19 protein-coding genes are annotated in these 23478 nt (G+C 62.6%); 7 read left to right on the forward strand and 12 right to left on the reverse strand.

Annotation, left to right across the window (positions count from 1 at the left end):
- Together BLP99_RS12835 and comJ are read left to right on the forward strand one after the other, a co-directional pair.
- Positions 1-3845 (forward strand): RHS repeat-associated core domain-containing protein (locus BLP99_RS12835; protein WP_092180452.1); only part of this gene is annotated, 3845 nt, incomplete at its 5' end.
- On the forward strand, positions 3845-4324 hold the full coding sequence (gene comJ / locus BLP99_RS12840; protein ID WP_072397218.1) for a competence protein ComJ: 480 nt from the start codon (positions 3845-3847) through the stop codon (positions 4322-4324). The genes BLP99_RS12835 and comJ, both read left to right, overlap by 1 nt.
- A 124-nt stretch (positions 4325-4448) precedes the next feature.
- On the opposite strand, the gene BLP99_RS12845 is transcribed toward comJ, so the two are convergent.
- The 4 genes from BLP99_RS12845 to BLP99_RS12865 all read right to left on the reverse strand — a co-directional run bounded on the left by BLP99_RS12845 (position 4449) and on the right by BLP99_RS12865 (position 8125).
- A complete protein-coding gene (locus BLP99_RS12845; RefSeq protein WP_076405927.1) occupies positions 4449-5963 on the reverse strand; it encodes a DUF6630 family protein in 1515 nt (504 codons plus the stop codon).
- Positions 5964-6306: 343 nt separating this feature from the next.
- Complete coding sequence (locus BLP99_RS12855) at positions 6307-6582, reverse strand: HU family DNA-binding protein (protein WP_072397222.1); 276 nt, start codon at positions 6580-6582, stop codon at positions 6307-6309.
- A 190-nt stretch (positions 6583-6772) separates the two neighbouring features.
- Positions 6773-7921 (reverse strand): NAD(P)/FAD-dependent oxidoreductase, encoded by a 1149-nt coding sequence (locus BLP99_RS12860; RefSeq protein WP_076405925.1) that lies wholly within the window; start codon positions 7919-7921, stop codon positions 6773-6775.
- A 36-nt stretch (positions 7922-7957) separates the two neighbouring features.
- On the reverse strand, positions 7958-8125 hold the full coding sequence (locus BLP99_RS12865; RefSeq protein ID WP_072397226.1) for a rubredoxin: 168 nt from the start codon (positions 8123-8125) through the stop codon (positions 7958-7960).
- Positions 8126-8320: 195 nt separating this feature from the next.
- On the opposite strand from BLP99_RS12865, the gene BLP99_RS12870 reads away from it, so the two are divergent.
- Positions 8321-8884 carry a chorismate--pyruvate lyase family protein gene (locus tag BLP99_RS12870; RefSeq protein ID WP_072397580.1) on the forward strand — a complete coding sequence of 188 codons (564 nt, stop codon included), beginning with the start codon at positions 8321-8323 and terminating at the stop codon, positions 8882-8884.
- A complete protein-coding gene (gene ubiA / locus BLP99_RS12875; protein ID WP_072397228.1) occupies positions 8884-9774 on the forward strand; it encodes a 4-hydroxybenzoate octaprenyltransferase in 891 nt (296 codons plus the stop codon). The genes BLP99_RS12870 and ubiA overlap by 1 nt, the downstream gene beginning before the upstream one ends.
- Positions 9775-9857: 83 nt before the next feature.
- Here the strand turns inward: ubiA and BLP99_RS12880 are convergent, their stop codons facing one another.
- Positions 9858-10244, reverse strand: coding sequence for a COG4315 family predicted lipoprotein (locus BLP99_RS12880; protein WP_072397230.1), 387 nt, complete (start codon positions 10242-10244; stop codon positions 9858-9860).
- 153 nt (positions 10245-10397) lie between these two features.
- Here BLP99_RS12880 and phoB point away from each other — a divergent pair, with 153 nt between their 5' ends.
- The 3 genes from phoB to BLP99_RS12895 all read left to right on the forward strand — a co-directional run bounded on the left by phoB (position 10398) and on the right by BLP99_RS12895 (position 13920).
- Positions 10398-11087 carry a phosphate regulon transcriptional regulator PhoB gene (phoB, locus tag BLP99_RS12885; protein WP_053148877.1) on the forward strand — a complete coding sequence of 230 codons (690 nt, stop codon included), beginning with the start codon at positions 10398-10400 and terminating at the stop codon, positions 11085-11087.
- A gap of 81 nt (positions 11088-11168) precedes the next feature.
- On the forward strand, positions 11169-12455 hold the full coding sequence (gene phoR, locus BLP99_RS12890; protein ID WP_231991122.1) for a phosphate regulon sensor histidine kinase PhoR: 1287 nt from the start codon (positions 11169-11171) through the stop codon (positions 12453-12455).
- Between the two features lie 124 nt (positions 12456-12579).
- Positions 12580-13920: a hemolysin family protein gene (locus BLP99_RS12895; protein ID WP_072397234.1), complete on the forward strand. Its 1341-nt coding sequence runs from the start codon at positions 12580-12582 to the stop codon at positions 13918-13920.
- A gap of 84 nt (positions 13921-14004) precedes the next feature.
- On the opposite strand, the gene BLP99_RS12900 is transcribed toward BLP99_RS12895, so the two are convergent.
- The 7 genes from BLP99_RS12900 to BLP99_RS12930 form a co-directional block, all read right to left on the reverse strand.
- The gene (locus BLP99_RS12900; protein WP_092180456.1) at positions 14005-14901 is read right to left on the reverse strand and encodes a peptidoglycan DD-metalloendopeptidase family protein; all 897 of its coding nucleotides are present in this window, start codon (positions 14899-14901) and stop codon (positions 14005-14007) included.
- 151 nt (positions 14902-15052) lie between these two features.
- Entirely contained in the window at positions 15053-16138 is a 1086-nt protein-coding gene (locus BLP99_RS12905; protein ID WP_092180458.1) for a hypothetical protein, read from the reverse strand.
- A gap of 252 nt (positions 16139-16390) precedes the next feature.
- On the reverse strand, positions 16391-17356 hold the full coding sequence (locus tag BLP99_RS12910; RefSeq protein ID WP_072397240.1) for a response regulator: 966 nt from the start codon (positions 17354-17356) through the stop codon (positions 16391-16393).
- A gap of 168 nt (positions 17357-17524) precedes the next feature.
- Positions 17525-18286 carry a phosphate signaling complex protein PhoU gene (phoU, locus tag BLP99_RS12915; protein WP_030139132.1) on the reverse strand — a complete coding sequence of 254 codons (762 nt, stop codon included), beginning with the start codon at positions 18284-18286 and terminating at the stop codon, positions 17525-17527.
- A gap of 109 nt (positions 18287-18395) precedes the next feature.
- Complete coding sequence (gene pstB / locus BLP99_RS12920) at positions 18396-19229, reverse strand: phosphate ABC transporter ATP-binding protein PstB (RefSeq protein ID WP_072397244.1); 834 nt, start codon at positions 19227-19229, stop codon at positions 18396-18398.
- A 138-nt stretch (positions 19230-19367) separates the two neighbouring features.
- Positions 19368-21038: a phosphate ABC transporter permease PstA gene (gene pstA, locus BLP99_RS12925; protein ID WP_092180460.1), complete on the reverse strand. Its 1671-nt coding sequence runs from the start codon at positions 21036-21038 to the stop codon at positions 19368-19370.
- Between the two features lie 15 nt (positions 21039-21053).
- Complete coding sequence (locus tag BLP99_RS12930; protein WP_172834652.1) at positions 21054-23087, reverse strand: ABC transporter permease subunit; 2034 nt, start codon at positions 23085-23087, stop codon at positions 21054-21056.
- Positions 23088-23478: the final 391 nt, after the last annotated feature.

Below are 23478 nucleotides of genomic sequence, written 5' to 3' on the forward strand. Positions count from 1 at the left end.
TGGTCATCTGCACCAAGCACCCGCCGATGCCACCGCAGTTCCTGGCCGAAGGCTCGGACAAGGTCACCATCAACGGCCAGCCCGCCGTGCGCAGCGGCGACCGCAGCACCTGCGATGCCAAGGTGGTGTCGTCCGGGCTGATCTCTCCAGATGTGACCATCGGCGGCGGTTCGGTGGTGGTGCGCGAGATCCGCAGCGGCAAGACACCGGGCGTGGGCCTGGCGGTGACTGCGTTGCTGATGCTCAAGGGTGGCAAGGGCAAGTTCCTGAGCAACCTGCCGTGCATGCTGGCTGGCGCGGCGGCGTCGATGGCGGTCAGCAGCGCCATGGGCGCGGCGGCCAATGCGGCCATGGGCTCGTCGAATCCGGTGCATGCCGCCACCGGGGCCAAGGTGCTGGGTGGTGACGAGGAGCGGGATTTCGTGCTGCCGGGGATCCTGCCTATCGATTGGCAACGTTTCTACTGCAGCCGCGACGAGCGCGGCGAAGGCTTGTTCGGCGTCGGCTGGAGCGTGCCCTACGAAGTGTGCGTCGAAATCCGGCCGCATCCGGAGGGCGGCGAAACCCTGGTCTACACCGACGAACAGGGCCGCCGCATCGACATGGGCTCGATCCCCCTGGGCGGTGCGGTGTTCAGCGCTGGCGAAGGCCTGGCCGTGCGTCGCCACGTCAACGGCCAGTTGCTGATCGAAAGCGACGACGGCCTGTACCGCTTGTTCGAGCCCACGCCTGCCAACCCATCGCACTTGCGCCTGAGCCAGCTGGGCGATCGCAACGACAACCGTATTCACCTCGACTACGACGAAACCGGGCGCCTGGTGCGGCTGCGCGATGCTTTCGACCTGATACAGGTGGAACTGGCCTACGAGCGTGAACGTGTCATCCAGATCGAGCGCCTGTACCCCGACCAGCAACGCGAAGCGCTGGTCAGCTACGGCTACGATACGCTGGGCAACCTGGTCGAAGTACGCGACGCCGCCGGCCTGGTGCAACGACGCTTCGCCTATGACGCAGGGCGGCGCATGGTGGAACACCAGTTACCGACGGGCCTGCGCTGCTTCTACGACTGGGCCTTGATCGACGGCCAGGAATGGCGCGTGGTCCGTCACTGGACCGACGAGGGCGATGCCTACCAGTTCGACTACGACCTTTCGGCCGGCACCACGCGCATCACCGACAGCCTGCAGCGCGTCAGCACGCGACACTGGAACAGCCAGTACCAGATCACCCGATGCAGTGACAACCTCGGTCAGACCTGGACGTTCGAGTGGAACGACGAACGCCAGATGCTCGGCGCCACCGACCCGCAGGGCGGGCGCTACGCCTACAGCTATGACGCAGCCGGCAACCTGATCGGCGAAACCGACCCGCTGGGTCGCAGCGAATCGACCCTCTGGCTCGAACACTGGTCCCTGCCGCTGGTGTACACCGATGCGGCCGGCAACAGCTGGAAATACCGCTACGATCAACGTGGCAACTGCATCGGCGAAACCGATCCCCTGGGCCACGTCACCCGCTACCGCTACGACGCCCACGGCCAGGCCATCGAGATCATCGACGCCACCGGCAAAAGCAAGAAGCTGCGCTGGAACCCTTTCGGGCAACTGGTGGAGCACATCGACTGCTCGGGTTATCCGACACGCTTGAGCTACGACTCGCGTGGCCACCTGCGAACCATCACCAACGCCCTGGGCGAACGCACCCAATTTAGCTACGACGCCCGGGGCCGTCTGATCGGCAGCCAATTGCCGGACGGCCGCACCGAGCAGTACCAGCGCGACGTCGCCGGCCAGTTGACCGGCTACACCGACCCTGCCGGACACACCACGCTCTACCAGCACAACCGCCGCGGCCAGGTCCGCCAGCGCACCGACGCCCAGGGCCGGCAGGTGCAGTTCGCGTATGACAGCTATGGGCGACTGCAGGCGCTGGTCAACGAGAACGGCGAGAGCTATCGGTTTGCCTGGGATGCGGGAGACCGATTGGCCGAACAGCAGGACCTGGATGGCAGCGCCAAGCGCTACACCTACGACCGACTGGACAACGTCACAGCGGTAACGGCCGTTCCGGCCCCTTACGGCACAGGCCTGGCGGTCGTTCCCGAAACGCCACCATCGCCCATCGTGCATCGACTGGAGCGCGACGCCGTGGGCCGGCTGATTGCCAAAGTCACCGACGATGGCCGCACCGAATATGCCTACGACCCGCTGGACCAGCTTACCGCCGTCACTTTCACCGACCATCAGGGCAACGCCCAAGGCCTGAGCTTCGCCTACGACGCCCTCGGCCAGTTGGTGGCCGAAAACAGCGCCGCCGGCAGCCTGCGATATCACTACGACGAACTCGGCAACCTGATCCAGACCCAACTGCCCGATGGCCGCTGGCTCAACCGGCTGTACTACGGCAGCGGGCATCTGCACCAGATCAACCTCGACGGCCAGGTCATCAGCGACTTCGAGCGCGACCGCCTGCACCGCGAAGTGCTACGCACCCAAGGACAGGTCAGCACCCGCAGCGAATACGACCGCTGCGGCCGCCTGCGTGCGCGCCAACGCTGCCACGGCAGCCAAGCGTCGAACCTGCCGGCGACGCTGCAAAAACGCTTCGAGTACGACCCCGCCGACAACCTGATCGGCAAGCTCGATCAGCAACCGGCCACACCACACCGCCAATTCCTGCACTACGACGCCACCGGCCGCATCCTCGCCAGCCAGGACAGCCTCCACGGCCAACGCGAGACGTTCGCCTACGACGCCGCCGCCAACCTGCTGGACGGCCCGCAAGCCGGCGCTGGACGGGTGGTGCACAACAAGCTGCTGACTTATGAGGACAAGCGTTACCGCTACGATGCCTTTGGCCGGATGATCGAAAAGCGCAGCGCAAAACGGGGCCTGCAACGCTTTGCCTATGATGCCGAGAGCCGCCTGGTCGAAGTGCGCAACGAGAACGGCAGCATCGTGCGCATGACCTACGACCCGCTGGGCCGACGCATCGCAAAAACCGAGCATGACACCCATGGCTATCCGCTGGGCGAAACCCGTTTCGCCTGGGACGGCCTGCGCCTGTTGCAAGAGTATCGCCACCAGCAGACCAGCCTGTACCTTTACGACGACAACAGCTACGAACCCCTGGCCCGGGTCGATGGCACTGGTCCGCTGCAAAAAATCCGCTATTACCACAACGACCTCAATGGCCTGCCAGAGCAGCTCACCGAAGCCGACGGACACAACATCTGGCGGGCGACCTATCGGGTGTGGGGCAACACGCTGGAAGAGCTGCGCGAGCCGTATTACATCGAAGAGCAGAACCTGCGGTTCCAGGGACAGTACCTGGACCGGGAGACGGGGCTGCATTACAACTTGCACCGATATTACGATCCCGACACCGGCCGATTCATCACACCGGATCCGATCGGGTTGGCCGGAGGGTTCAATCTTTACGCGTTCGTCCTGAATCCATTCACTTGGCAGGACCCCCTTGGCCTTGCCGGCTGTACGCTGATCAAGGCACGGTCAAAACAGTACGATTACAGGCTGCGATTGAAACGCTCCGAGTATCCCCAGACATTTGGACACATCGACGGCGCGATCAAAAAAGGTCATCCCTACATTGTGACCATTCAACGCGACACCGCTAAGCTCAATCGCAAACTCAGCCTGAAGGACGTCAAGACCAAAGCAGGCAAGGACCGGGACGAGTGGCCGATGGCAATGTTCAAGGAAGGTGGCACCGGCGCCAGCGTCAAGTACATCGATCCCAGCGACAACCGGGGGGCCGGCTCGAGTATCGGCAACATCCTGTCCGACCTACCCGACGGAACCAGAGTCAAAATCGAGGTTTACTGATGAAAAATACCGCTCAATCCGTGGATCTGTTGATCTCCCACAGCCAGATTCAATTCCGTTCACGGCCCTTCGACGAGACCTCGAGCCAGTGGGGCAAGACCAACCTGGAACAAGGCGCGATCATCCATAAAGACTATGTGGTGTTCGACCCTTTGCCCGAGGACGCTTTCGGCGCCAATGTGCATTTGAAACTGGAAGATCACTTCAACCTTGATCCCACCGCCCAGCGCTGCATCGTCGTGCCGTTTCAAGTCACCGACATCAACCATGTGGAAGTCGCCTCCGCCGCTGAAAAATTCAAGGTCGAGCTTGACCTGCAGGCACGCGACTACGCGTTGTACTTCGAAGTGTGCGAAGGGGACGAGATTTTCTACAAGATCACGCTGGTGCCCTCAGACAGCAAGGCACCTGCCAAGTACCTGCTGGACGACCCTTGGGGCGGTGAGAAAGACAAGGTCCTGGTGGAAGGGGTTCGCTAGCGCTCTACGTTTCCAGGGCGGGTCGACAAAGGCGAACAGGACAAGGTGCCAGTCCGTCCCGGCACAGCCGGAGCGCAGCGCCCAGGAAGCTGGGCGCAGGCGCACATCCTGGCTGTCGCCCCGGTCAGTCGAAACCCAGCACCTCGCTGCCCTTGGCCTCGAGCATCGCGTCGAACGTCGGCAACCTGGCGACGAAATCCGCTTCGAACGCCAGGTAGCGATCCTGGGCCGGCAGGTAACGCACCTGCGGCTTGATACGCCGGATATCCTGGCTGGACAGCTTGAGCACCTGGTTGCTGCGCTGATTCCAGAACCAGGCCAGGGTGTGGGAACCGAACGTCTGAGTGACGTAGTTCCAGACCCACCAGTCACCGTGCCCCCGGCTGACATGAACCCGCCCGTGGAACGTGCGCAGCGTGATGACGTTCCTGGGTTCTGTGACAAGCAGGCGCGTGTCCTGGCGCACCTCGCTGCCAAAGCCATCCAGCAGCGCCTTCGTTGCGGCCCCCGTGACCACGTTGAAGCGCCAGGCCAGCAGCACGGTCTCGTGGTAGCGCGGGTCTTGGAGGCTCTTTCGCTTGTCTTCGCTGAACAGCAGGATCTCATCACCCCCCAGGTAGGCGGTCGAACTTCGGAGGTGGTAACCGTCCACCGCCGGCATCGGCTGGGCGGCGATGGCTTGGTGCGGTGGGTCCTGACTCCAGGTCCAGCACAGGGGGCCGTTGTGCTGCATGAACAGCAGGCGACGGGCCCCGATAGGCAATATCGTCAGTTCATCCGGGTGTTCGAAAATGACTTCGCTGGCCTGCGCCGTGATCCGCCAGATACGCGTCATCGGCACTGGCTCGTAAATACGCTGGCGTTCGAAGACCTCGCCGTCCACCACGACACAGGGCTGCTCGAAGCCCGGCCATTGCACCTGGGCAGGGCCGAAATCCTGGATATCGTCACCCTGGCGCACTTCGTATCGGTAGCGGTCGTCCGCACTGTAATCGCCGCTTTTGACCCGACGTCTCCACAGGCTGCGCCGGGCATTGGCATCGATGAGTTGCAGGTCGGCACCGTCGAGCCCATCGGTACGGTGCTCGAGCATGTCCTGCTCCGCAGGCGGCCACTGGTTATAGTCGATCAGGAAGCACAGCCACCGTTCATCGTCCTGCTCGGTAACGGCGGCCCAACCGTTGCGGTAGTTGTATTCATCGACGTAGGTGGGGCCGGGATAGTCGTGCACTTCCTGCAGCCAGTTCAGCTTGCCGCGCTTGGACCTGGCCGGCTTGCGCGGGGCTTTTCCCTCGGCGACAACCGGTTGCCGGGGCTCGATCAGGCTCGGCGTGAAGTCCTCCTGGTCCTGCCAGTGCCTGGCAAATGCCTGGCGCTGATCGGTCGGGACAATGACCGGTCGGTAGTCATCGCCGCCGGCATCCAGGTTCCACAGGTCGTAGCCTCGTTCGGCCAAGGCATTGGCCAGCGCCTGGAAGCAGATCTCGGGCATCTCATTGCAGAGCTCATCCAGCAGCGCCTCGAAGGGCCGGCCGACAAACACGTCGATATCGGGGTAGTAATGCTGGAGCAACGCAAGGAGCTCGCCCCCCGGGATTTTCCAATCGACATGAACCAGCGGATCGAAACGAGATCGCATCACGCCTGCACTCCTTGAATGTAAGAGCCAGCCCCGTCAGATATTGGCCGGCACGAAATCCGGACCGCCCCGTTTGTCCCGCACCATCAGGGCGAATGCATCAACGGCGTCCACAGGCCGTCCGGGCTGTGCCATGCCGCGCCCGCCCAGCGCGTATCGGCCACCCGCTCGGCCTTGTGGCGTTCCAGGAGCCGCATGGCGCCGCACCGACGCTGCCCATGTTCACGTCAGCGCCCACGGCGACTCGGGAGGCTCAGGCAAAAAACCATGAAAAAGGGCACTCGATTCGCACCGATGTGCCCTTTTTGTTGCCACTTCCCCCCAACCGAGGTGGTTGCAGCAATTACGGATTGACGATGTCCTTCAACGATTTGCCCGGCTTGAAAGCGACGGTGTTGCTGGCCTTGATTTTCACCGGCTCACCCGTCTGTGGGTTCTTGCCAGTGCGGGCGCCGCGGTGGCGTTGCAGGAAGGTGCCGAAACCTACCAGGGTAACGCTGTCCTTGCGATGCAGGGCGCCGGTGATTTCTTCGAGAACGGCGTTGAGGACGCGGTTGGCCTGTTCCTTGGTGAGGTCCGCTTTTTCCGCGATGGCGGCGGCGAGTTCTGGTTTACGCATGAATGAAGCCCCTTTGACGGTTTTTTGTTGTTATGTCTGGGCTGGTCTCATGGGAACAGCCCCTAAGGCACCGCAGGCTCTACACTGCGGCAGACGGAAGTGAGAATGGCACGGGGCAGCAGGCGGCGCCAGTGGCCGGATGAGCTTTGTGGGACGAAAAGTAGGGTTTTTGCGACAGAACCCCCAGTATTTACGCCAACAGGGGCGGAAGTTCCTTGTTCAGCGCCAGCTTTTCCATCACTGCCGCACCTGTCAGGGCATAGCCCAGCAGGTTGCCCTGGGCATCGCGGCACAGGGCCTTGATGTCGGCGCCCTGCCCTTCGACGCTCCAGACGCCTTCGCGGCCTCGCGGTGGCGGTGAAACCACCAGCGGGCATACCGGTGTCTTCACGGTGATCGGCATGGGGCCATAGCTCACGGCGGTCGGATTGCCGGCCAGGGTCTGGGCCAGGGCCCGGGCGCAGCTCATCAGGGGCATGACGTAGAGCAGGTTCAAGCCATCGACCTCGGCGCAATCGCCCAGGGCGAAGATGTTGGCGTGGGAAGTCTTCAGGTGACGGTCGACCACCACGCCGCGATTGACCACCAGGCCCGCGGCAGCCGCCAGGTCGATGCGCGGGCGCAAGCCAATGGCCGAGACCACCAGGTCGCAGGCAATCACCTGGCCGTCGGACAGGTGCGCCTCCAGCCCGTCGGCCACCCGCTGCAGGCGATTGAGCACCGGCCCCAGGTGGAAACGCGCGCCGAGGCTTTCCAGCCCGGCTTGCACCGCGGCGGCGGCAGCCGGGTGCAGCAGCGTCGGCATGACTTGCTCGCACGGCGCCACCAGTTGCACTTCGTAGCCGCCAAGGATCAGGTCGTTGGCGAATTCGCAGCCGATCAGGCCGGCGCCGAGCAGCAGTACCCGACGTTTGCCGACAGCAGCCGCCCGGAAGCGCCCGTAGTCTTCCAGGTCATTGACGGGAAAGATCAGGTCCGCGGCGTCACCCTGTACTGGCACCCGCACGGTTTCGGCGCCCCAGGCGAGGACCAGGTCGCGATAGCTCACCGCTTCCTCGCCGATCCACAGGCGCTTGTGGCCCGGATCGACACCGCTGATGCGGGTATGGGTACGCACTTCGGCCTTCAGTTGCTCGGCCATGGCGCCCGGCTCGGCCATGCTCAGGCCGTCGGCGTCCTTGTTCTTGCCGAAGCCGGTGGAGAGCATCGGCTTGGAGTAGGAGCGTCCGTCGTCCGCAGTAATCAGCAGCAGCGGGGTTTCGCTATCGAGCTTGCGAAACTCCCGGGCCAGGTTGTAGCCGGCCAGTCCGGTACCGACGATGACGACAGGTGCGCTCATGTTGCTCTCCATGCTGTTCTTGATGGGGACGACGGATCAGGCGATCTCGATCATTTCGAAGTCCATTTTGCCGACACCGCAGTCCGGGCACAGCCAGTCTTGCGGAACATCCTCCCAGCGGGTGCCGGGGGCGATGCCATCATCCGGCCAACCGTCGGCTTCGTTATAGATCAGGCCGCAGACGATACATTGCCACTTCTTCATTCGGGTACTTCCTCGGGTATCAGGCGTTTGCCGGTATGGTTGGGTCGATGCGGTCGCCCTTCCGGCTCAGGGCGTTTTGTACTGATCGGTCGCCGCAGATGCAAGCACGATCGACGCGATGGCAGGCCGGGGCCGTCAAAACCGACGATCGCCATGGTAAGCTCGCGACCTCCTTTGCTGCCATTCAAGACCCCTGTGCCGCATACAAATTCGATATTTCCTACACTTCACTGGTGGCCTCGGCACCTGCTTTCGCCCCGCCCCGATGCCTGTGTGCTCGACTGGCTGTATGACGAAGGTTCCCTGACCCGGCGCCTGACGCGCCTGTCGGACGACCACTTCAGTGTGATGCCGCTGCTTGAAGGCTGGCAGCCATTGCGGGCCGACGAATGCGCCGCCCTGGACCTGGCCGAGGGCAGCGAAGGCTGGGTCCGCGAGGTGTACCTGCTGGGGCATGGCGAGCCTTGGGTGTTCGCCCGCAGTGTGGCGGCGCGCAGCGCATTGGAAGGGGACGGGTTGCAGATGGACGCACTGGGCAGCCGCTCCCTGGGGGAGCTGCTGTTCTGCGACCAGGCGTTCCAGCGCCGCGCCATCGAGGTTTGCCATTACCCTGAGCCGTGGCTGCCGGCGCAGGTGCGCGCGCCACAACTGTGGGGCCGTCGTTCGCGTTTCGATCGCGGCGCGTTGAGCGTGCTGGTGGCGGAAATCTTCCTGCCGCGCCTGTGGAGCGTCGCGCGCGCCTATTCGGAGACTTGCTGATGTACCTGCAACTGCTCAAATCCTTGAATCGCCTCAACCCACGGGCCTGGGATTTCCTGCAACTGACCCGCATGGACAAGCCCATCGGCATCTACCTGTTGCTGTGGCCGACGCTCTGGGCGTTGTGGATCGCCGGAGAGGGTTCCCCTTCCCTGGCCAACATCGTGATTTTCGTCCTCGGCGTGGTACTGACCCGCGCTGGCGGTTGCGTCATCAACGACTGGGCCGACCGCAAGGTGGACGGCCATGTGAAACGCACCGAGCAGCGCCCGCTGGTGAGCGGCAAGGTCAGTTCGAAGGAAGCGCTGGTGTTTTTCGCGGTGCTGATGGGGGTGAGTTTCCTGCTGGTGCTGTGCACCAACGCACCGACCATCCTGCTGTCCCTCGGCGGGCTGGCGCTGGCCTTCACCTACCCCTTCATGAAGCGCTACACCTATTACCCGCAAGTGGTGCTGGGCGCGGCGTTCTCCTGGGGAATGCCGATGGCGTTCACCGCCGAGACCGGCCACCTGCCGGCGGCCGCCTGGCTGCTGTACATCGCCAACCTGCTGTGGACGGTGGGCTATGACACTTACTACGCAATGACCGACCGGGACGACGACCTGCGGATCGGGGTGAAGTCCACGGCGATTCTCTTCGGCGACGCCGACCGCGTGATCATCCTGACGCTGCAGGGCCTGGCGCTGGGCTGCCTGCTGCTGGCCGGCGTAAAGTTCCAGCTGGGCACCTGGTTCCACTTGGGGCTGGTGGTCGCCGCCGGGTGTTTTGCCTGGGAGTTCTGGTACACCCGCAGCAGGGACCGGATGCGCTGCTTCAAGGCATTCCTGCACAACCACTGGGCCGGGTTGGCAATTTTCGCGGGGATCGTGCTGGATTACGCGTTGCGCTGAGGCACACCTATTTCTTAGTAGTCACCGGACCTTGTGGCGAGGGGATAAATCCCCTCGCCACAGCGATCTTCGACAGACGGGAGTCAGTCGGGCTTGGCGATCTTCCATGCGCCATCCATTTTGCCGTCGCCGGTCATGTCTCCCGCTTTCTTGTCACCAACAAAGGTATACAGTGGATCGCCGTCATAGGCCCATTGTGAAGAGCCATCGGCACGGGTGATCACAGTCCATTCGCCCGAGGGCGTCGCGGTGCTTTCAGCCTTGAGCGGCGGCCAGTTCACGGCGCATTTGTCGTTGCACATCGACTTGCCGTCGTCATCCTTGTCAAAGGTATACAACGTCATGCCCGCGTGATCGACCAGCACACCGTCCTTGACCATCGCCGGCTCGCCAGCCGCAAACGCCATTCCCGGTAATGCCAACGCAACCAACAGCCCCAGCGCGTTGATGGATCGAGTGTAATAAGCCATGGAAAACCTTCTTGTGTGGTAGCCAGGATTCGGACTGAAAAGCGTAGCCCAGGATCCCTTTTGCTGCCGAAGCACGAAATAACTGTCACACGACTGCAATAATTCCGTTATCTAATGCGGCGCAAGACAGTTAAATGACAAGAGGATTACCCCATGGTTGGCAGGAGCATTCTGATCGTCGACGACGAGGCGCCCATCCGCGAGATGATTGCCGTTGCGTTGGAGATGGCCGGCTATGACTGCATGGAAGCAGAAAACTCTCAACAGGCCCACGCGATCATCATCGACCGCAAGCCCGACCTGATCCTGCTGGACTGGATGCTGCCCGGCACCTCCGGTATCGAGCTGGCGCGGCGCCTCAAGCGCGACGAGCTGACCGGTGACATTCCGATCATCATGCTCACGGCCAAGGGCGAGGAAGACAACAAGATCCAGGGCCTGGAAGTCGGCGCCGACGACTACATCACCAAACCGTTCTCCCCACGGGAACTGGTGGCGCGTCTGAAGGCCGTACTGCGCCGCGCCGGGCCGACCGATGGCGAGGCGCCGATCGAAGTCGGCGGCCTGCTGCTGGACCCGATCAGCCACCGGGTGACCATCGACGGCAAGCCTGCCGAGATGGGGCCGACCGAATACCGCCTGCTGCAGTTCTTCATGACCCACCAGGAACGCGCCTACACCCGCGGCCAGCTGCTGGACCAGGTCTGGGGCGGCAACGTCTATGTCGAGGAGCGCACCGTGGATGTGCACATCCGTCGCCTGCGCAAGGCCCTCGGCGATGCCTATGAGAATCTGGTACAAACCGTGCGTGGCACCGGTTATCGTTTTTCGACGAAGGCCTGATCCGAGCCCTTACCGCCCGACAAGCTGACAAGGACGCGTGTTCAATTGAATCAAAACTGGCATGGCACCCTGATTCGCCACATGTTGTTGCTGGTCACCGGCTGCCTGGTGATCGGCCTGATCAGCGGGCATTACGCCTGGAGCCTGGCGGCGGGCCTGGCCCTCTACCTGGCCTGGACCCTCAAGCAACTGCTGCGCCTGCACGAATGGCTGCGCCTGCACAAACCCGACGAGGCCCCGCCCGACGGCTACGGACTGTGGGGCGAGGTGTTCGACAGCATCTACCACCTGCAACGGCGCGACCAGCGCGTGCGTGGCCGCCTGCAAGCGGTGATCGACCGGGTGCAGGAGTCTACGGCGGCCCTCAAGGACGCGGTGATCATGCTCGACAGCGACGGCAACCTGGAATGGTGGAACCGCGCCGCCGAGACCCTGCTGGGCCTCAAGACGCCCCAGGACAGCGGCCAGCCGGTGACCAACCTGGTACGCCACCCGCGATTCAAGGAATACTTCGAGCAGGAAAACTACGCCGAACCCCTGGAAATCCCGTCCCCCACCAATGACCGGCTGCGCATCCAGCTGTACATCACCCGCTATGGCAACAACGAACACCTGATGCTGGTGCGCGACGTGACACGCATTCATCAGCTGGAACAGATGCGCAAGGACTTCATCGCCAACGTATCCCACGAACTGCGCACGCCCCTGACAGTGATCTGCGGCTACCTGGAAACCCTGCTCGATAATGTCGACGAGGTGAACCCGCGCTGGCGCCGGGCCCTGCAGCAGATGCACCAGCAGAGCGGACGCATGCAGACCCTGCTCAACGACTTGCTGTTGCTGGCGAAGCTGGAGGCCACCGATTACCCGTCGGACAACCAGCCGGTCCCCATCGACGACCTGCTGCAGATCATCAGCGAAGATGCCCAGGAGCTGTCCGGCCCCAAGCAACAAACCATCACCCTGGAAGCCGACCCGCTGGTGCAGCTCAAGGGCAGCGAGGCAGAACTGCGCAGCGCGTTTTCCAACCTGGTGTTCAATGCGGTCAAGTACACGCCGGAACAAGGCCGGATCCATATCCGTTGGTGGGGCGACGTGCAAGGCGCGCACCTGAGCGTGCAGGACTCGGGCATCGGCATCGACAGCAAGCACCTGCCGCGCCTGACCGAACGCTTCTACCGTGTCGACTCCAGCCGCAACTCCAATACCGGTGGCACCGGCTTGGGGCTGGCGATCGTCAAGCATGTCCTGTTGCGGCACCGAGGCCGCATGGAAATCAGCAGCGTGCCCGGCCACGGCAGCACTTTTACTTGCCATTTCGCCCCGGCGCAGGTGGTTCGCGCGCGTCACGCCACCCCTGCCGATTGACGCACGCCGGCGCTTCCCTCTAGGCAATTGCCGAGTCAGCCGCTACATTGGCTGACTTGCGCCTGCCTTTGCAGGCATGCATTTTTGACCCTCCAAGCACTCACGGAACCTGCAAAACCCCATCATGGACCCATCCCCTGGCTTGTCCCTCGTCACACTTTTCGCCGAATTCGGCATGATTCTCTTTGCTCTGATCCTGGTTCTGCTCAACGGATTCTTCGTTGCGGCCGAATTTGCCATGGTCAAGCTGCGCTCGACCCGGGTCGAAGCCATCGCCGAGCAGAACGGCTGGCGGGGGCACATCCTGCGCACCGTCCATAGCCAGCTCGACGCCTACCTGTCCGCCTGCCAGCTGGGCATTACCCTCGCCTCCCTGGGCCTGGGCTGGGTCGGTGAGCCGGCGTTCGCGCACATCCTCGAACCGCTGCTGGGCGCGGTGGGCGTCGAATCGCCGGAAGTGATCAAGGGCGTTTCCTTCTTCACCGCGTTCTTCATCATTTCGTACCTGCACATCGTGGTCGGCGAACTGGCGCCCAAATCCTGGGCCATCCGCAAACCCGAGCTTTTGTCGCTGTGGACCGCCGTGCCGCTGTACCTGTTCTACTGGCTCATGTATCCGGCCATCTACCTGCTCAACGCCAGCGCCAACGCCATCCTGCGCATCGCCGGCCAAGGGGAACCGGGCCCCCATCACGAGCACCACTACAGCCGTGAGGAGCTCAAGCTCATCCTGCACTCCAGCCGTGGCCAGGACCCCAGCGACCAGGGCATGCGCGTGCTGGCCTCGGCCGTGGAAATGGGCGAGCTGGAGGTGGTGGACTGGGCCAATTCCCGGGAAGACCTGGTGACGCTGGAGTTCAACGCGCCGCTCAAGGAAATCCTGGCGATGTTCCGCCGTCACAAATTCAGCCGCTACCCGGTGTACGACAGCGAACGCCAGGAGTTCGTGGGCCTGCTGCACATCAAGGACCTGCTGCTGGAACTGGCGGCCCTGGACCACATCCCCGAATCGTTCAACCTGGCCGAACTGACCCGGCCCCTGGAGCGTGTGTCGCGGCACATGCCGCTGTCGCAGCTGCTGGAGCAGTTCCGCAAGGGCGGCTCGCACTTCGCCCTGGTGGAGGAAGCCGACGGCAACATCATCGGCTACCTGACCATGGAGGACGTGCTGGAAGTGCTGGTGGGCGACATCCAGGACGAACACCGCAAGGCCGAGCGCGGCATCCTGGCCTACCAGCCGGGCAAGCTGCTGGTACGGGGCGACACGCCGTTGTTCAAGGTCGAGCGTCTGCTGGGCATCGACCTGGATCACATCGAGGCCGAGACGCTTGCAGGGTTGGTCTATGAAACCCTCAAGCGGGTGCCGGAAGAGGAAGAAGTGCTGGAAGTCGAAGGCCTGCGGATCATCATCAAGAAGATGAAAGGCCCGAAGATCATCCTGGCGAAGGTGTTGATGCTCGATTGAGCATCAACACCTTTGCGGCGACGACCCTTCTGTGGCGAGGGGTTTTGTCCCCTCGCCACAGAAGCGCTTTTGCTGCTGCAGAGGCTACTGCTTGCCCACCGCAAAGTTGGGCAAGTCCCCCACGGGCTGGTTGAACTGGTAGGGAATCGACACCAACCCCAAGCCGGTGTTGCGCTGCACCACGAAATGCAGGTGCGGACCGGAGCTGTTGCCGGTGTTGCCGGACAACGCCAACGGCGTACCCACCCCCACCCGTTGCCCTTCCCGCACGCTCACCGAGCCTTTCTGCAGGTGCAGGTAGACCCCCATGGTCCCGTCGTCGTGCAGTATCCGCACGAAGTTGCCCGAAGGATCGTCCCCCCTGCCGGTCTGTTCGTTTTCAGTCTTGATGACCACGCCGCCACGCGCCGCGATGATCGGCGTGCCTTCGGGCATGGCGATGTCCATGGCGTAGCGATTCTTGGGGCCGTAATGACTGTATTGGCCATTGGCGCCCTGGCTCAGGCGAAACGGCCCGCCGCGCCACGGCAATGGGTAGCGGTAGGCTTGCGCCGTGCCGGCGGGGTCGCCCAGGGAGTATTCGAACCGCGGGGTGTACACCAGGGGCCGGCCGGGCTGCGTGGCCGTGAGCAGCGCCAGGCGCAGGTTGCTGCGCGCCGGCAACACCCGACGAATCGGCCGGCTCGGCGCGCCACTGACGTTGCTCAACCCGGCGAAGCTCAACTCGATCTCCACCGGCGCGTACAGGTCATTGCGCACGAACACCGCGTCCGCGCCTTTTTGCTTGTGGATATCGAGAAACACCTGTCGTTCCAGGCGCTCGACCATGCGATCACGGAACACGAACACCTGGGCGCCCTTGCTGGGGCGGTCGCTATAGGACACCACGCCATTGGCATCGGTGGATTTGTAGATTGTCATGGCCACGGCCGACGTGGAGGCCAGGACAAGACCACAGGCAAACAGCAAAGGCACGAGCATGGGCAAGATTCTGTCGAAAAGTGAAGGCCTGCACAGCAGCCTAGCAGCTGGGATGGACCAGCGTAGTCGACGGATGTTTCAAAATGCAGGCCACAGGCGCTTTGCTCAGGCCCATGGCCTGATCGCGAGCAGATGGGTTCCCAAAATCAATCTACAGGCACTGGCCCCCGCTTCGGGAAGGGGACACAAGGAACAAAGGCAGATCAGGAGACCCTACAGCACCACCCTCCGGACGATCAACCATACTCCAAACCCAGGCACTCTCTTGCAACGATAAATACGAAATCGGTACCCCGAACATTATCAGGCCAGCGGTGATATCCGATTGCTTGACCGTATGCCGTATCACCAGTTCAGAGCCGAGCCGAAAGCCGGTGAAGAAAAATATCACGACATCGCCCGCAACCATTCCCTGAGTCAACAGCCGAAACGGATAAGAGCCTCCCTCACTGATGGCCGAAAGATAGACCACGCTACGAGTTTCCTGTCCTTGCTGGTGGATCCCAGCGGGCACGGCCAGGTCGCCAGCGACACCGAGTTCAAGGACAGGGGATACCCTCGTTCCCGCTGTCGATTGCACCGTGTAGATAACCCTGACAGTGCCGTGTTTGATCGGTACCAGAAAATCCGCCCCCACGGGCACGACCAGATCCTCCACCGGACCCGGCCCAATAACCATGTGCTTGACGAAACAGGCATCCGCGCTCGAACCCCACCAATAGACAGAAACAAGAGCACCCGGCGTGAGCGATGAGCCGGCTCTGATGCGCAGGTTGACGCCTTGCACAACCACCGGGAGGGCAATCATGCCGTCAACCGCTTCATCCACTACAGGCTTATATATCTGACCCTCCATTGACAGCACGACGACTGGCGATTTCGTCTCTTCGACCGGATATTCCAGATAGAAATAATAGAGTGCGGCCTGCTGCCCCTGGAACTCCAACGCCCGGTCAGCCGGCACGTCCACGACGATGTCCTGGTTCGCTTCCTGGATTGTTCCACCCATACCAAACCCGCCAGGCCCATCCACCGATTGCAGCACTGCATGATATCGACCATCCACCCGCATCCCATCGACAAAAGGAATACGGATGGTCAATCCCATCTCCAGATCGGCATACGAGACTTTCCCGTCCACGGCTTCATCGATCGAAGCCTCGAGCAACGGTGCCTGATCACGGTGTAATGCGTCGGCTATTCGATTTCTTTCTTCCAGGCTGATAAATAGGCTCATCACGCTCTCCCATTGTGCAGGCAACCATCAGGACGACTGTCCGCAGCAACTTAGGAGAAAAAACCTGAAGAACAACCTGTAGGAAATAACAGTCCGGACCAATGGTCAGTCTTGCTGTCCGACATGACGAGCATGTTGCACTCAAGATTGGAGGAGCCGGTCTTGAGCATGCTCTCACAGAGGACTGTGGATACTGCAAACCAATGTGGAAGCGAGCCCGCTCGCGACAGCGGGCTGGAGGCCGTCGCCGGATCAGGCGCCGGGAACGAAGTGCTTCTGCGCCGTGCCGCGGGCGATGAGGCGGGAGATGTAGTCGAGCTTCTGCGGGTCTTTGTCGACGAAGCGGAAGGTCAGTTGCAGCCATTCGCTGTCCGGTGTCTGCTCATGGGCGACGATGGCGTGCAGATAACCGTTCAGGCGCGCGGTTTCGGCGTTGTCGCCCTGCTCCATGTCCAGTACGGAGCTTTCAAGCACCTGAGGCAGGGTGTCGGTGCGCTTGACCACCAGCAGCGCTTCCTTGAGGCTCAGGGCCTTGATCACGCATTGCTGGGTGCCGCTGGACAGGCGCAACTGGCCCTGGCCGCGGTTGGCGGTCGCTGCGGAGGCGGCCGGCGCCTTGACGGGCGGGCTGTTGAGCAAGCCACGGGCCGGCGCGGCGGCGGGAGCAGCCGGTGCGGCAGCGGCAGGCGCAGCGGCGGCCGGTCTGGCGGCAGCAGGAGCTGGCGCGGCAGCCGTCACTACCGGCGCGCCCTTGCCGCCGGTCAGTGCGCTGAGGGAGTCGTTGCCGAACGCCGAGTTCATCTTGGTCGGGGCGCTGTTCATCAGGGTGTCGAGCTTGCCGACCTTGTGCAGGGCCTGCTTGACCTTGGTCAGCAACTGTTCGTTGGTGAAGGGCTTGCTGACGTAGCCGGAAACGCCGGCCTGGATCGCCTGGACCACGTTCTCCTTGTCGCCACGGCTGGTGACCATCACGAACGGCATACCCTTGAGGTTGTCCTGCTGGCGGCACCAGGTCAGCAACTCAAGACCGGACATCTCCGGCATTTCCCAGTCGCACAGCACCAGGTCGAATGCCTCACGGGCCAGCAGGGCCTGGGCTTTCCTGCCGTTCACCGCGTCCTCGATACGGATGCCCGGGAAGTAATTGCGCAGGCACTTCTTCACCAGGTCACGAATGAACGAAGCATCGTCCACGACCAACACACTGACCTTACTCATCCAGATCCACCTCTAAAAAATCCCGGCAAGCATACCGCTTTTACTGATGGCATATTGCCAAAAACCGTCAGTCACGCCGGGACTTTTCGTTCGCGGGGTGCTGCTTTCGATTAAAAAGGCCACAAAAAAAAGCCCGACCAGAAGGCCGGGCGCTTTTCTTGGGCAATCTTACTTATCGTCAGTTTCACCCGGAACATTAGCGGTTTCGGACGGGGTGCCCTCAACTTCTTCCTTCATTCGCTTGAGCCCCATGTGCCGTACATCGGTGCCACGCACGAGATAGATCACAAGTTCCGAGATGTTGCGCGCATGATCGCCGATACGCTCCAGGGAACGCAGGACCCAGATGATGCTCAGCACCCGGGAGATGGAACGCGGGTCTTCCATCATGTAGGTCGCCAGCTCGCGCAGGGCGGTCTTGTATTCGCGGTCGATGATCTTGTCGTACTGGGCCACCGACAGCGCCAGGTCGGCGTCGAAACGGGCAAAGGCGTCCAGGGCATCGCGCACCATGTTGCGCACCTGGTCACCGATGTGGCGAACCTCGACGTAACCGCGCGGCGCCTCGCCCTCTTCGCACAACTGGATGGCGCGGCGAGCGATCTTGGTGGCTTCGTCGCCGATCCGCTCAAGATCGATCACTGACTTGGAGATGCTGATGATCAAGCGCAGGTCGGAAGCAGCGGGTTGGCGACGGGCCAGAATGCGCAGGCACTCCTCGTCGATGTTGCGCTCCATCTGGTTGATCTGGTCGTCGATCTCGCGCACTTGCTGGGCCAGGCCCGAATCGGCCTCGATCAGCGCGGTCACCGCGTCGTTGACCTGCTTTTCCACCAGCCCGCCCATGGCCAGCAGGTGACTGCGCACTTCCTCCAGCTCGGCGTTGAACTGTGCGGAAATGTGGTGAGTAAGGCCTTCCTTCGAAATCATCTTGTTCGCTCCGCGAAAGTTGCAAGCTTCAAGCTGCAAGCTTCAAGCAGTTAAATGTTGATCCGGATCGCATCTGCCGCCTGTGCTCTGCGGCTTGCAACGGCCTCGACTAGCCATAACGACCGGTGATGTAGTCTTCGGTCTGCTTCTTGGCCGGATTGGTGAACAGCGTATCGGTATCGCCGAATTCCACCAGTTTGCCCATGTACATGAACGCGGTGTAGTCGGAGACCCGAGCCGCCTGTTGCATGTTGTGGGTCACGATGACGATGGTGAACTTGGACTTGAGTTCGTAGATCAGCTCCTCGACCTTCAGGGTCGAGATCGGGTCCAGGGCCGAGCAAGGCTCGTCGAGCAGCAATACTTCCGGCTCCACGGCGATGGTGCGGGCAATCACCAGACGCTGCTGCTGACCACCGGACAGGCCCAGGGCCGAGTCGTGCAGGCGATCCTTGACTTCATCCCACAGGGCCGCGCCCTTGAGCGCCCACTCCACGGCTTCGTCGAGTACGCGCTTCTTGTTGATGCCCTGGATGCGCAGGCCATAGACCACGTTCTCGTAGATGGTCTTGGGGAACGGGTTGGGCTTCTGGAACACCATGCCCACGCGACGGCGCAGCTCGGCCACGTCTTCGCCCTTGCGGTAGATGTTGTTGCCGTAGAGGTTGATCTCACCCTCGACGCGGCAACCGTCCACCAGGTCGTTCATGCGGTTGAAGGTGCGCAGCAGGGTGGACTTGCCGCAACCCGACGGACCGATGAACGCGGTCACGCGCTGTTTCGGGATGTTCAGGCTGACGTCGTACAGCGCCTGCTTCTGGCCGTAGAACAGGTTCAGGCCGGGCACTTCGATGGCGACGGTTTCTTCGGCCAGGTTCAGGCTCTGCTTGTCGCGGCCCAGGGCCGACATGTTGATGCCGTGTGTATGTGCTTCGTGTTGCATGGGAGGCTCCCTGTGCTAACAAATTCGGTTCGGTTGTGTGGGAGCGAGCCTGCTCGCGTTTCTGGCACCTCGGCCCGGCGCTGGACCGAGGCGATGCCATCGCGAGCAGGCTCGCTCCCACAGAAAATCAGTGCGTAATCAACTATCCAGTGCCTTGTACTTCTCGCGCAGGTGGTTACGGATCCACACCGCCGACAGGTTCAATATCGCGATCACCAGTACCAGCAGCAGCGCCGTGGCGTAGACCAACGGCCGCGCCGCTTCTACGTTCGGACTCTGGAAGCCCACGTCATAGATATGGAAGCCCAGGTGCATGATCTTCTGGTCCAGGTGCAGGTACGGGTAGTTACCGTCCAGCGGCAGCGAAGGTGCCAGTTTCACCACGCCCACCAGCATCAGCGGCGCCACTTCGCCCGCGGCGCGGGCCACGGCGAGGATCATGCCGGTCATCATCGCCGGGCTCGCCATGGGCAGCACGATCTTCCACAGCGTCTCGGCCTTGGTCGCGCCGAGGGCCAGGGAGCCTTCGCGCACGGTCCGCGGGATACGCGCCAGGCCTTCCTCGGTCGCCACGATCACCACCGGCACCGCCAGCAGCGCCAGGGTCAGGGACGCCCAGAGCAGGCCAGGAGTCCCGAAGGTCGGCGCCGGCAGGGCTTCGGGGAAGAACAGCCGGTCGACCGAACCACCCAGCACGTAGACGAAGAAGCCCAGGCCGAACACGCCGTACACGATGGCCGGGACGCCCGCCAGGTTGTTCACGGCGATACGGATCAGCCGGGTCATGGTGCCTTGGCGCGCATATTCGCGCAGGTATACAGCCGCCAGTACGCCGAACGGCGTCACGATCATCGCCATGATCAGGGTCATCATCACGGTGCCGAAGATCGCCGGGAAAATCCCGCCTTCGGTGTTGGCTTCACGAGGGTCGTCGCTGAGGAACTCCCAGACCTTGCTGAAATAGAACCCCAGCTTGGTGAAGGTACCCATGCCGTTCGGCTGATAGGCGTGCACCACCTTGCCGATGCTGATTTCCACTTCCTTGCCGTTGGCATCCCGGGCGGTCAGGCTGTCGCGGTTGAACTGGGCGTGCAGGTCGGTCAGGCGTGCCTCGATGTCCTTGTAGCGAGCGTTGAGCTCGGCACGCTCGCTGTCCAGGTCGGCCTGGGCCGAGGCGTCAAGCTTGCCGTCCAGCTCCAGCTTGCGACCGTGCAGGCGGATACGCTCCAGTCCGGCGTTGATCGCACCGATCTCGACCTTCTCCAGGGTCTTGAGCTCCGCGGCCAGTTGGTTGACGCGCTCCACCCGGGCCTGCAACTGCGGCCAGGCGGCCTCGCCTTCGGCAACGACCTTGCCCTCCTCCTTGACGTTGACCAGGTAGCCGTAGAAGTTGCCCCACTCGCGGCGCTCGATGGCCATCAGCTCCGGTGGCGTGGTCTGGTTGGTCAGCCAGTCGCCGACGATCCAGGTGAAGTCGGTGCCATTGAGGTCCCGGTTACCCACCTTCACCAGCTCGCGGGTCATGAACTCGGGGCCTTCGTCGGGCACCGGCAGGCCAGCGCTTTTCAGCCGCTCGCGAGGCACTTCTTCTTTCTGCACCACTTCGCCGACCACCAGGTGACTGGGCATGCCCGGCACGTTGTAGCTGGCGTGGATCAGGTCCGCCGGCCAGAAGTGGCCCAGGCCGCGCACGGCAATCACTGCCAGCAGGCCAATGGTCATGATCACCGCGATGGACACCGCGCCACCGCTGATCCAGACGCCGGGGGCGCCGCTCTTGAACCATCCTTTCAGGGAGTGCTGTTTCACAGACTTCTACCTTTCTTAAAGCGACGAATATTTCTTGCGCAGACGCTGACGGATCAGCTCGGCGAGGGTGTTCATGACAAAGGTGAACAGCAGCAACACCAGTGCCGACAGGAACAGTACGCGGTAATGGCTGCCACCGACTTCAGACTCGGGCATCTCCACCGCCACGTTGGCCGCCAGGGTGCGCAGGCCTTCGAACAGGTTCATTTCCATGACCGGCGTATTACCGGTGGCCATCAGCACGATCATGGTCTCGCCCACCGCCCGGCCCATGCCGATCATCAGTGCCGAGAAAATGCCCGGACTGGCAGTGAGGATCACCACGCGGGTCATGGTCTGCCACGGCGTGGCACCCAGGGCCAGGGAGCCCAGGGTCAGGCCGCGAGGTACGCTGAATACGGCGTCTTCGGCGATGGAGTAGATGTTCGGGATCACCGCGAAACCCATCGCCAGGCCCACCACCAGGGCGTTGCGCTGGTCATAGGTGATGCCCAGGTCATGGGAAATCCACATGCGCATGTCGCCGCCGAAGAACCAGGCTTCCATGTACGGGCTCATGTACAGCGACAGCCAGCCCACGAACATGATCACCGGAATCAGCAGCGCGCTCTCCCAGCCGTCCGGCACTTTCAGGCGAATCGACTCGGGCAGGCGGCTGAAGGCGAAGCCGGACACCAGGATGCCGATGGGCAACAGCATCAGCAGGCTGAAGATACCTGGCAGATGCCCTTCCACGTACGGCGCCAGGAACAGGCCGGCGAAGAAACCGAGGATCACCGTCGGCATCGCTTCCATCAGCTCGATCACCGGCTTGACCTTGCGGCGCATGCCGGGGGCCATGAAGTAGGCGGTGTAGATCGCGGCGGCGACGGCCAGCGGCGCGGCCAGCAGCATGGCGTAGAACGCGGCCTTGAGCGTACCGAAGGTCAGCGGGGAAAGGCTCAGCTTGGGTTCGAAGTCGGTGTTGGCGGCGGTCGATTGCCAGACGTATTTAGGCTCGTCGTAGTTCTCGTACCAGACCTTGCTCCACAGGGCGCTCCAGGACACTTCCGGGTGCGGGTTGTCCAGGGTCAGCGGCTGCAGCTTGCCGCCCTGCTCCACGATCAGGCGGTTGGCCCGCGGCGACATGCCGAACAGACCTTGGCCATCGACCACCTGGTCCACCAGCAGGGTGCGGTGGGCGGTACTGTGGAACACGCCGAGCTTGCCGGCGGCATCGAGGGCGACGAAGCCTTTGCGGCGCTCTTCGGCGCTGATCTCGACGATCGGCGTGGTGCCCATCTGGAAGGTGCGGATCTGCTTCAGGCGTTGCTCGCCGTCCGCATCGCGGGCCATGAACCATTGGGCCAGGCCACCCTTGGAATCACCGAAGATCAGCGAGATCCCCCCCACCAGCTGGGCGGCGGCGGTGATCTGGGCTTCGGCGTTTTCCAGCAGCTTGTAGCGGCCGTTGAGGCTCTTGTCCCGCAGGTTGAACACGTCGGCCTGGGCCCGGCCGTTGACCACATACAGCCATTGCTGGCGAGGGTCGACGAAGATGTTCTTCACCGGCTCGGTCATCTGCGGCAGCTCGATGCGCGTCTGCTCGCTGGTGATCTCGCCGGTCATCATGTTTTCTTCGCTGGTGAGCGACAGCACCTGCAACTGGGCACCGCTGGAACCGGCAAGCAACAGGGTCGAATCGGTGGCGTTGAGGCTGACGTGCTCCAGGGGCGCGCCCTGCTCGCTCAAGACGATCGGCGTCTCACCATAAGGATATTCGACGGCAGGCGAGATGGTTTTCTTGCCGTCCGGGTAGGTGACCTTATAGGTATGACGGAACACCAGGGCCTGGCCATTGGACAGGCCGATCACCACCAGCGGGCTGCCGGGCTGGTCTTCGCCAATGGACGTCACGCTGGCGCCGGCCGGGACCGGCAGGTCGACACGGCGCAGTTCGGCGCCGCTGGTCAGGTCGAAGAACAGCGCCTGGCCCTTGTCGGAAACCCGCATGGCCACCTGGTTCTGCTCTTCGATGGAGATCATCAGCGGTTTGCCGGCGTCCTGCATCCAGGCCGGCGTGATGGAGTCCTTGGCCGTCAGGTCCGCACCCTGGAACAGCGGGAGCACGACATAGGCCAGGAAGAAGAAAATCAGGGTAATGGCCGCCAGGACGGCAAGGCCACCCACCAGCACGTACCAGCGGGTCAGGCGATCCTTGAGCGCGCGGACGCGACGCTTGCGTTGAAGCTCAGGCGTATTGAAATCAATGCGCTTGGGAGGGGAAGTCGTAGTCATTGTGGAATTGGCCAGATCATTCATGCGCACACCCTAGCGATCCTGTATGACAGAAAGATGACAATGCAGTGACGCAACAAATCCGCCGCCGAACAAACCGGCAGCGGACAGGAATTTGTGTGTGGGAGCGAGCCCGTTCGCGACAGCATCGGGCCGGTCGACA

The sequence above is a fragment of the Pseudomonas sp. NFACC32-1 genome, assembly GCF_900101215.1.
Taxonomy (GTDB): domain Bacteria; phylum Pseudomonadota; class Gammaproteobacteria; order Pseudomonadales; family Pseudomonadaceae; genus Aquipseudomonas.

Coding starts and splice junctions, on each gene's coding strand:
- comJ (WP_072397218.1), top strand. CDS start 3,845: ATGAAAAATACCGCTCAATCCGTGGATCTGTTGATCTCCCACAGCCAG.
- BLP99_RS12845 (WP_076405927.1), bottom strand. CDS start 5,963: ATGCGATCTCGTTTCGATCCGCTGGTTCATGTCGATTGGAAAATCCCG.
- BLP99_RS12855 (WP_072397222.1), bottom strand. CDS start 6,582: ATGCGTAAACCAGAACTCGCCGCCGCCATCGCGGAAAAAGCGGACCTC.
- BLP99_RS12860 (WP_076405925.1), bottom strand. CDS start 7,921: ATGAGCGCACCTGTCGTCATCGTCGGTACCGGACTGGCCGGCTACAAC.
- BLP99_RS12865 (WP_072397226.1), bottom strand. CDS start 8,125: ATGAAGAAGTGGCAATGTATCGTCTGCGGCCTGATCTATAACGAAGCC.
- ubiA (WP_072397228.1), top strand. CDS start 8,884: ATGTACCTGCAACTGCTCAAATCCTTGAATCGCCTCAACCCACGGGCC.
- BLP99_RS12880 (WP_072397230.1), bottom strand. CDS start 10,244: ATGGCTTATTACACTCGATCCATCAACGCGCTGGGGCTGTTGGTTGCG.
- phoB (WP_053148877.1), top strand. CDS start 10,398: ATGGTTGGCAGGAGCATTCTGATCGTCGACGACGAGGCGCCCATCCGC.
- phoR (WP_231991122.1), top strand. CDS start 11,169: ATGTTGTTGCTGGTCACCGGCTGCCTGGTGATCGGCCTGATCAGCGGG.
- BLP99_RS12895 (WP_072397234.1), top strand. CDS start 12,580: ATGGACCCATCCCCTGGCTTGTCCCTCGTCACACTTTTCGCCGAATTC.
- BLP99_RS12900 (WP_092180456.1), bottom strand. CDS start 14,901: ATGCTCGTGCCTTTGCTGTTTGCCTGTGGTCTTGTCCTGGCCTCCACG.
- BLP99_RS12905 (WP_092180458.1), bottom strand. CDS start 16,138: ATGAGCCTATTTATCAGCCTGGAAGAAAGAAATCGAATAGCCGACGCA.
- BLP99_RS12910 (WP_072397240.1), bottom strand. CDS start 17,356: ATGAGTAAGGTCAGTGTGTTGGTCGTGGACGATGCTTCGTTCATTCGT.
- phoU (WP_030139132.1), bottom strand. CDS start 18,286: ATGATTTCGAAGGAAGGCCTTACTCACCACATTTCCGCACAGTTCAAC.
- pstB (WP_072397244.1), bottom strand. CDS start 19,229: ATGCAACACGAAGCACATACACACGGCATCAACATGTCGGCCCTGGGC.
- BLP99_RS12930 (WP_172834652.1), bottom strand. CDS start 23,087: ATGCAGGACGCCGGCAAACCGCTGATGATCTCCATCGAAGAGCAGAAC.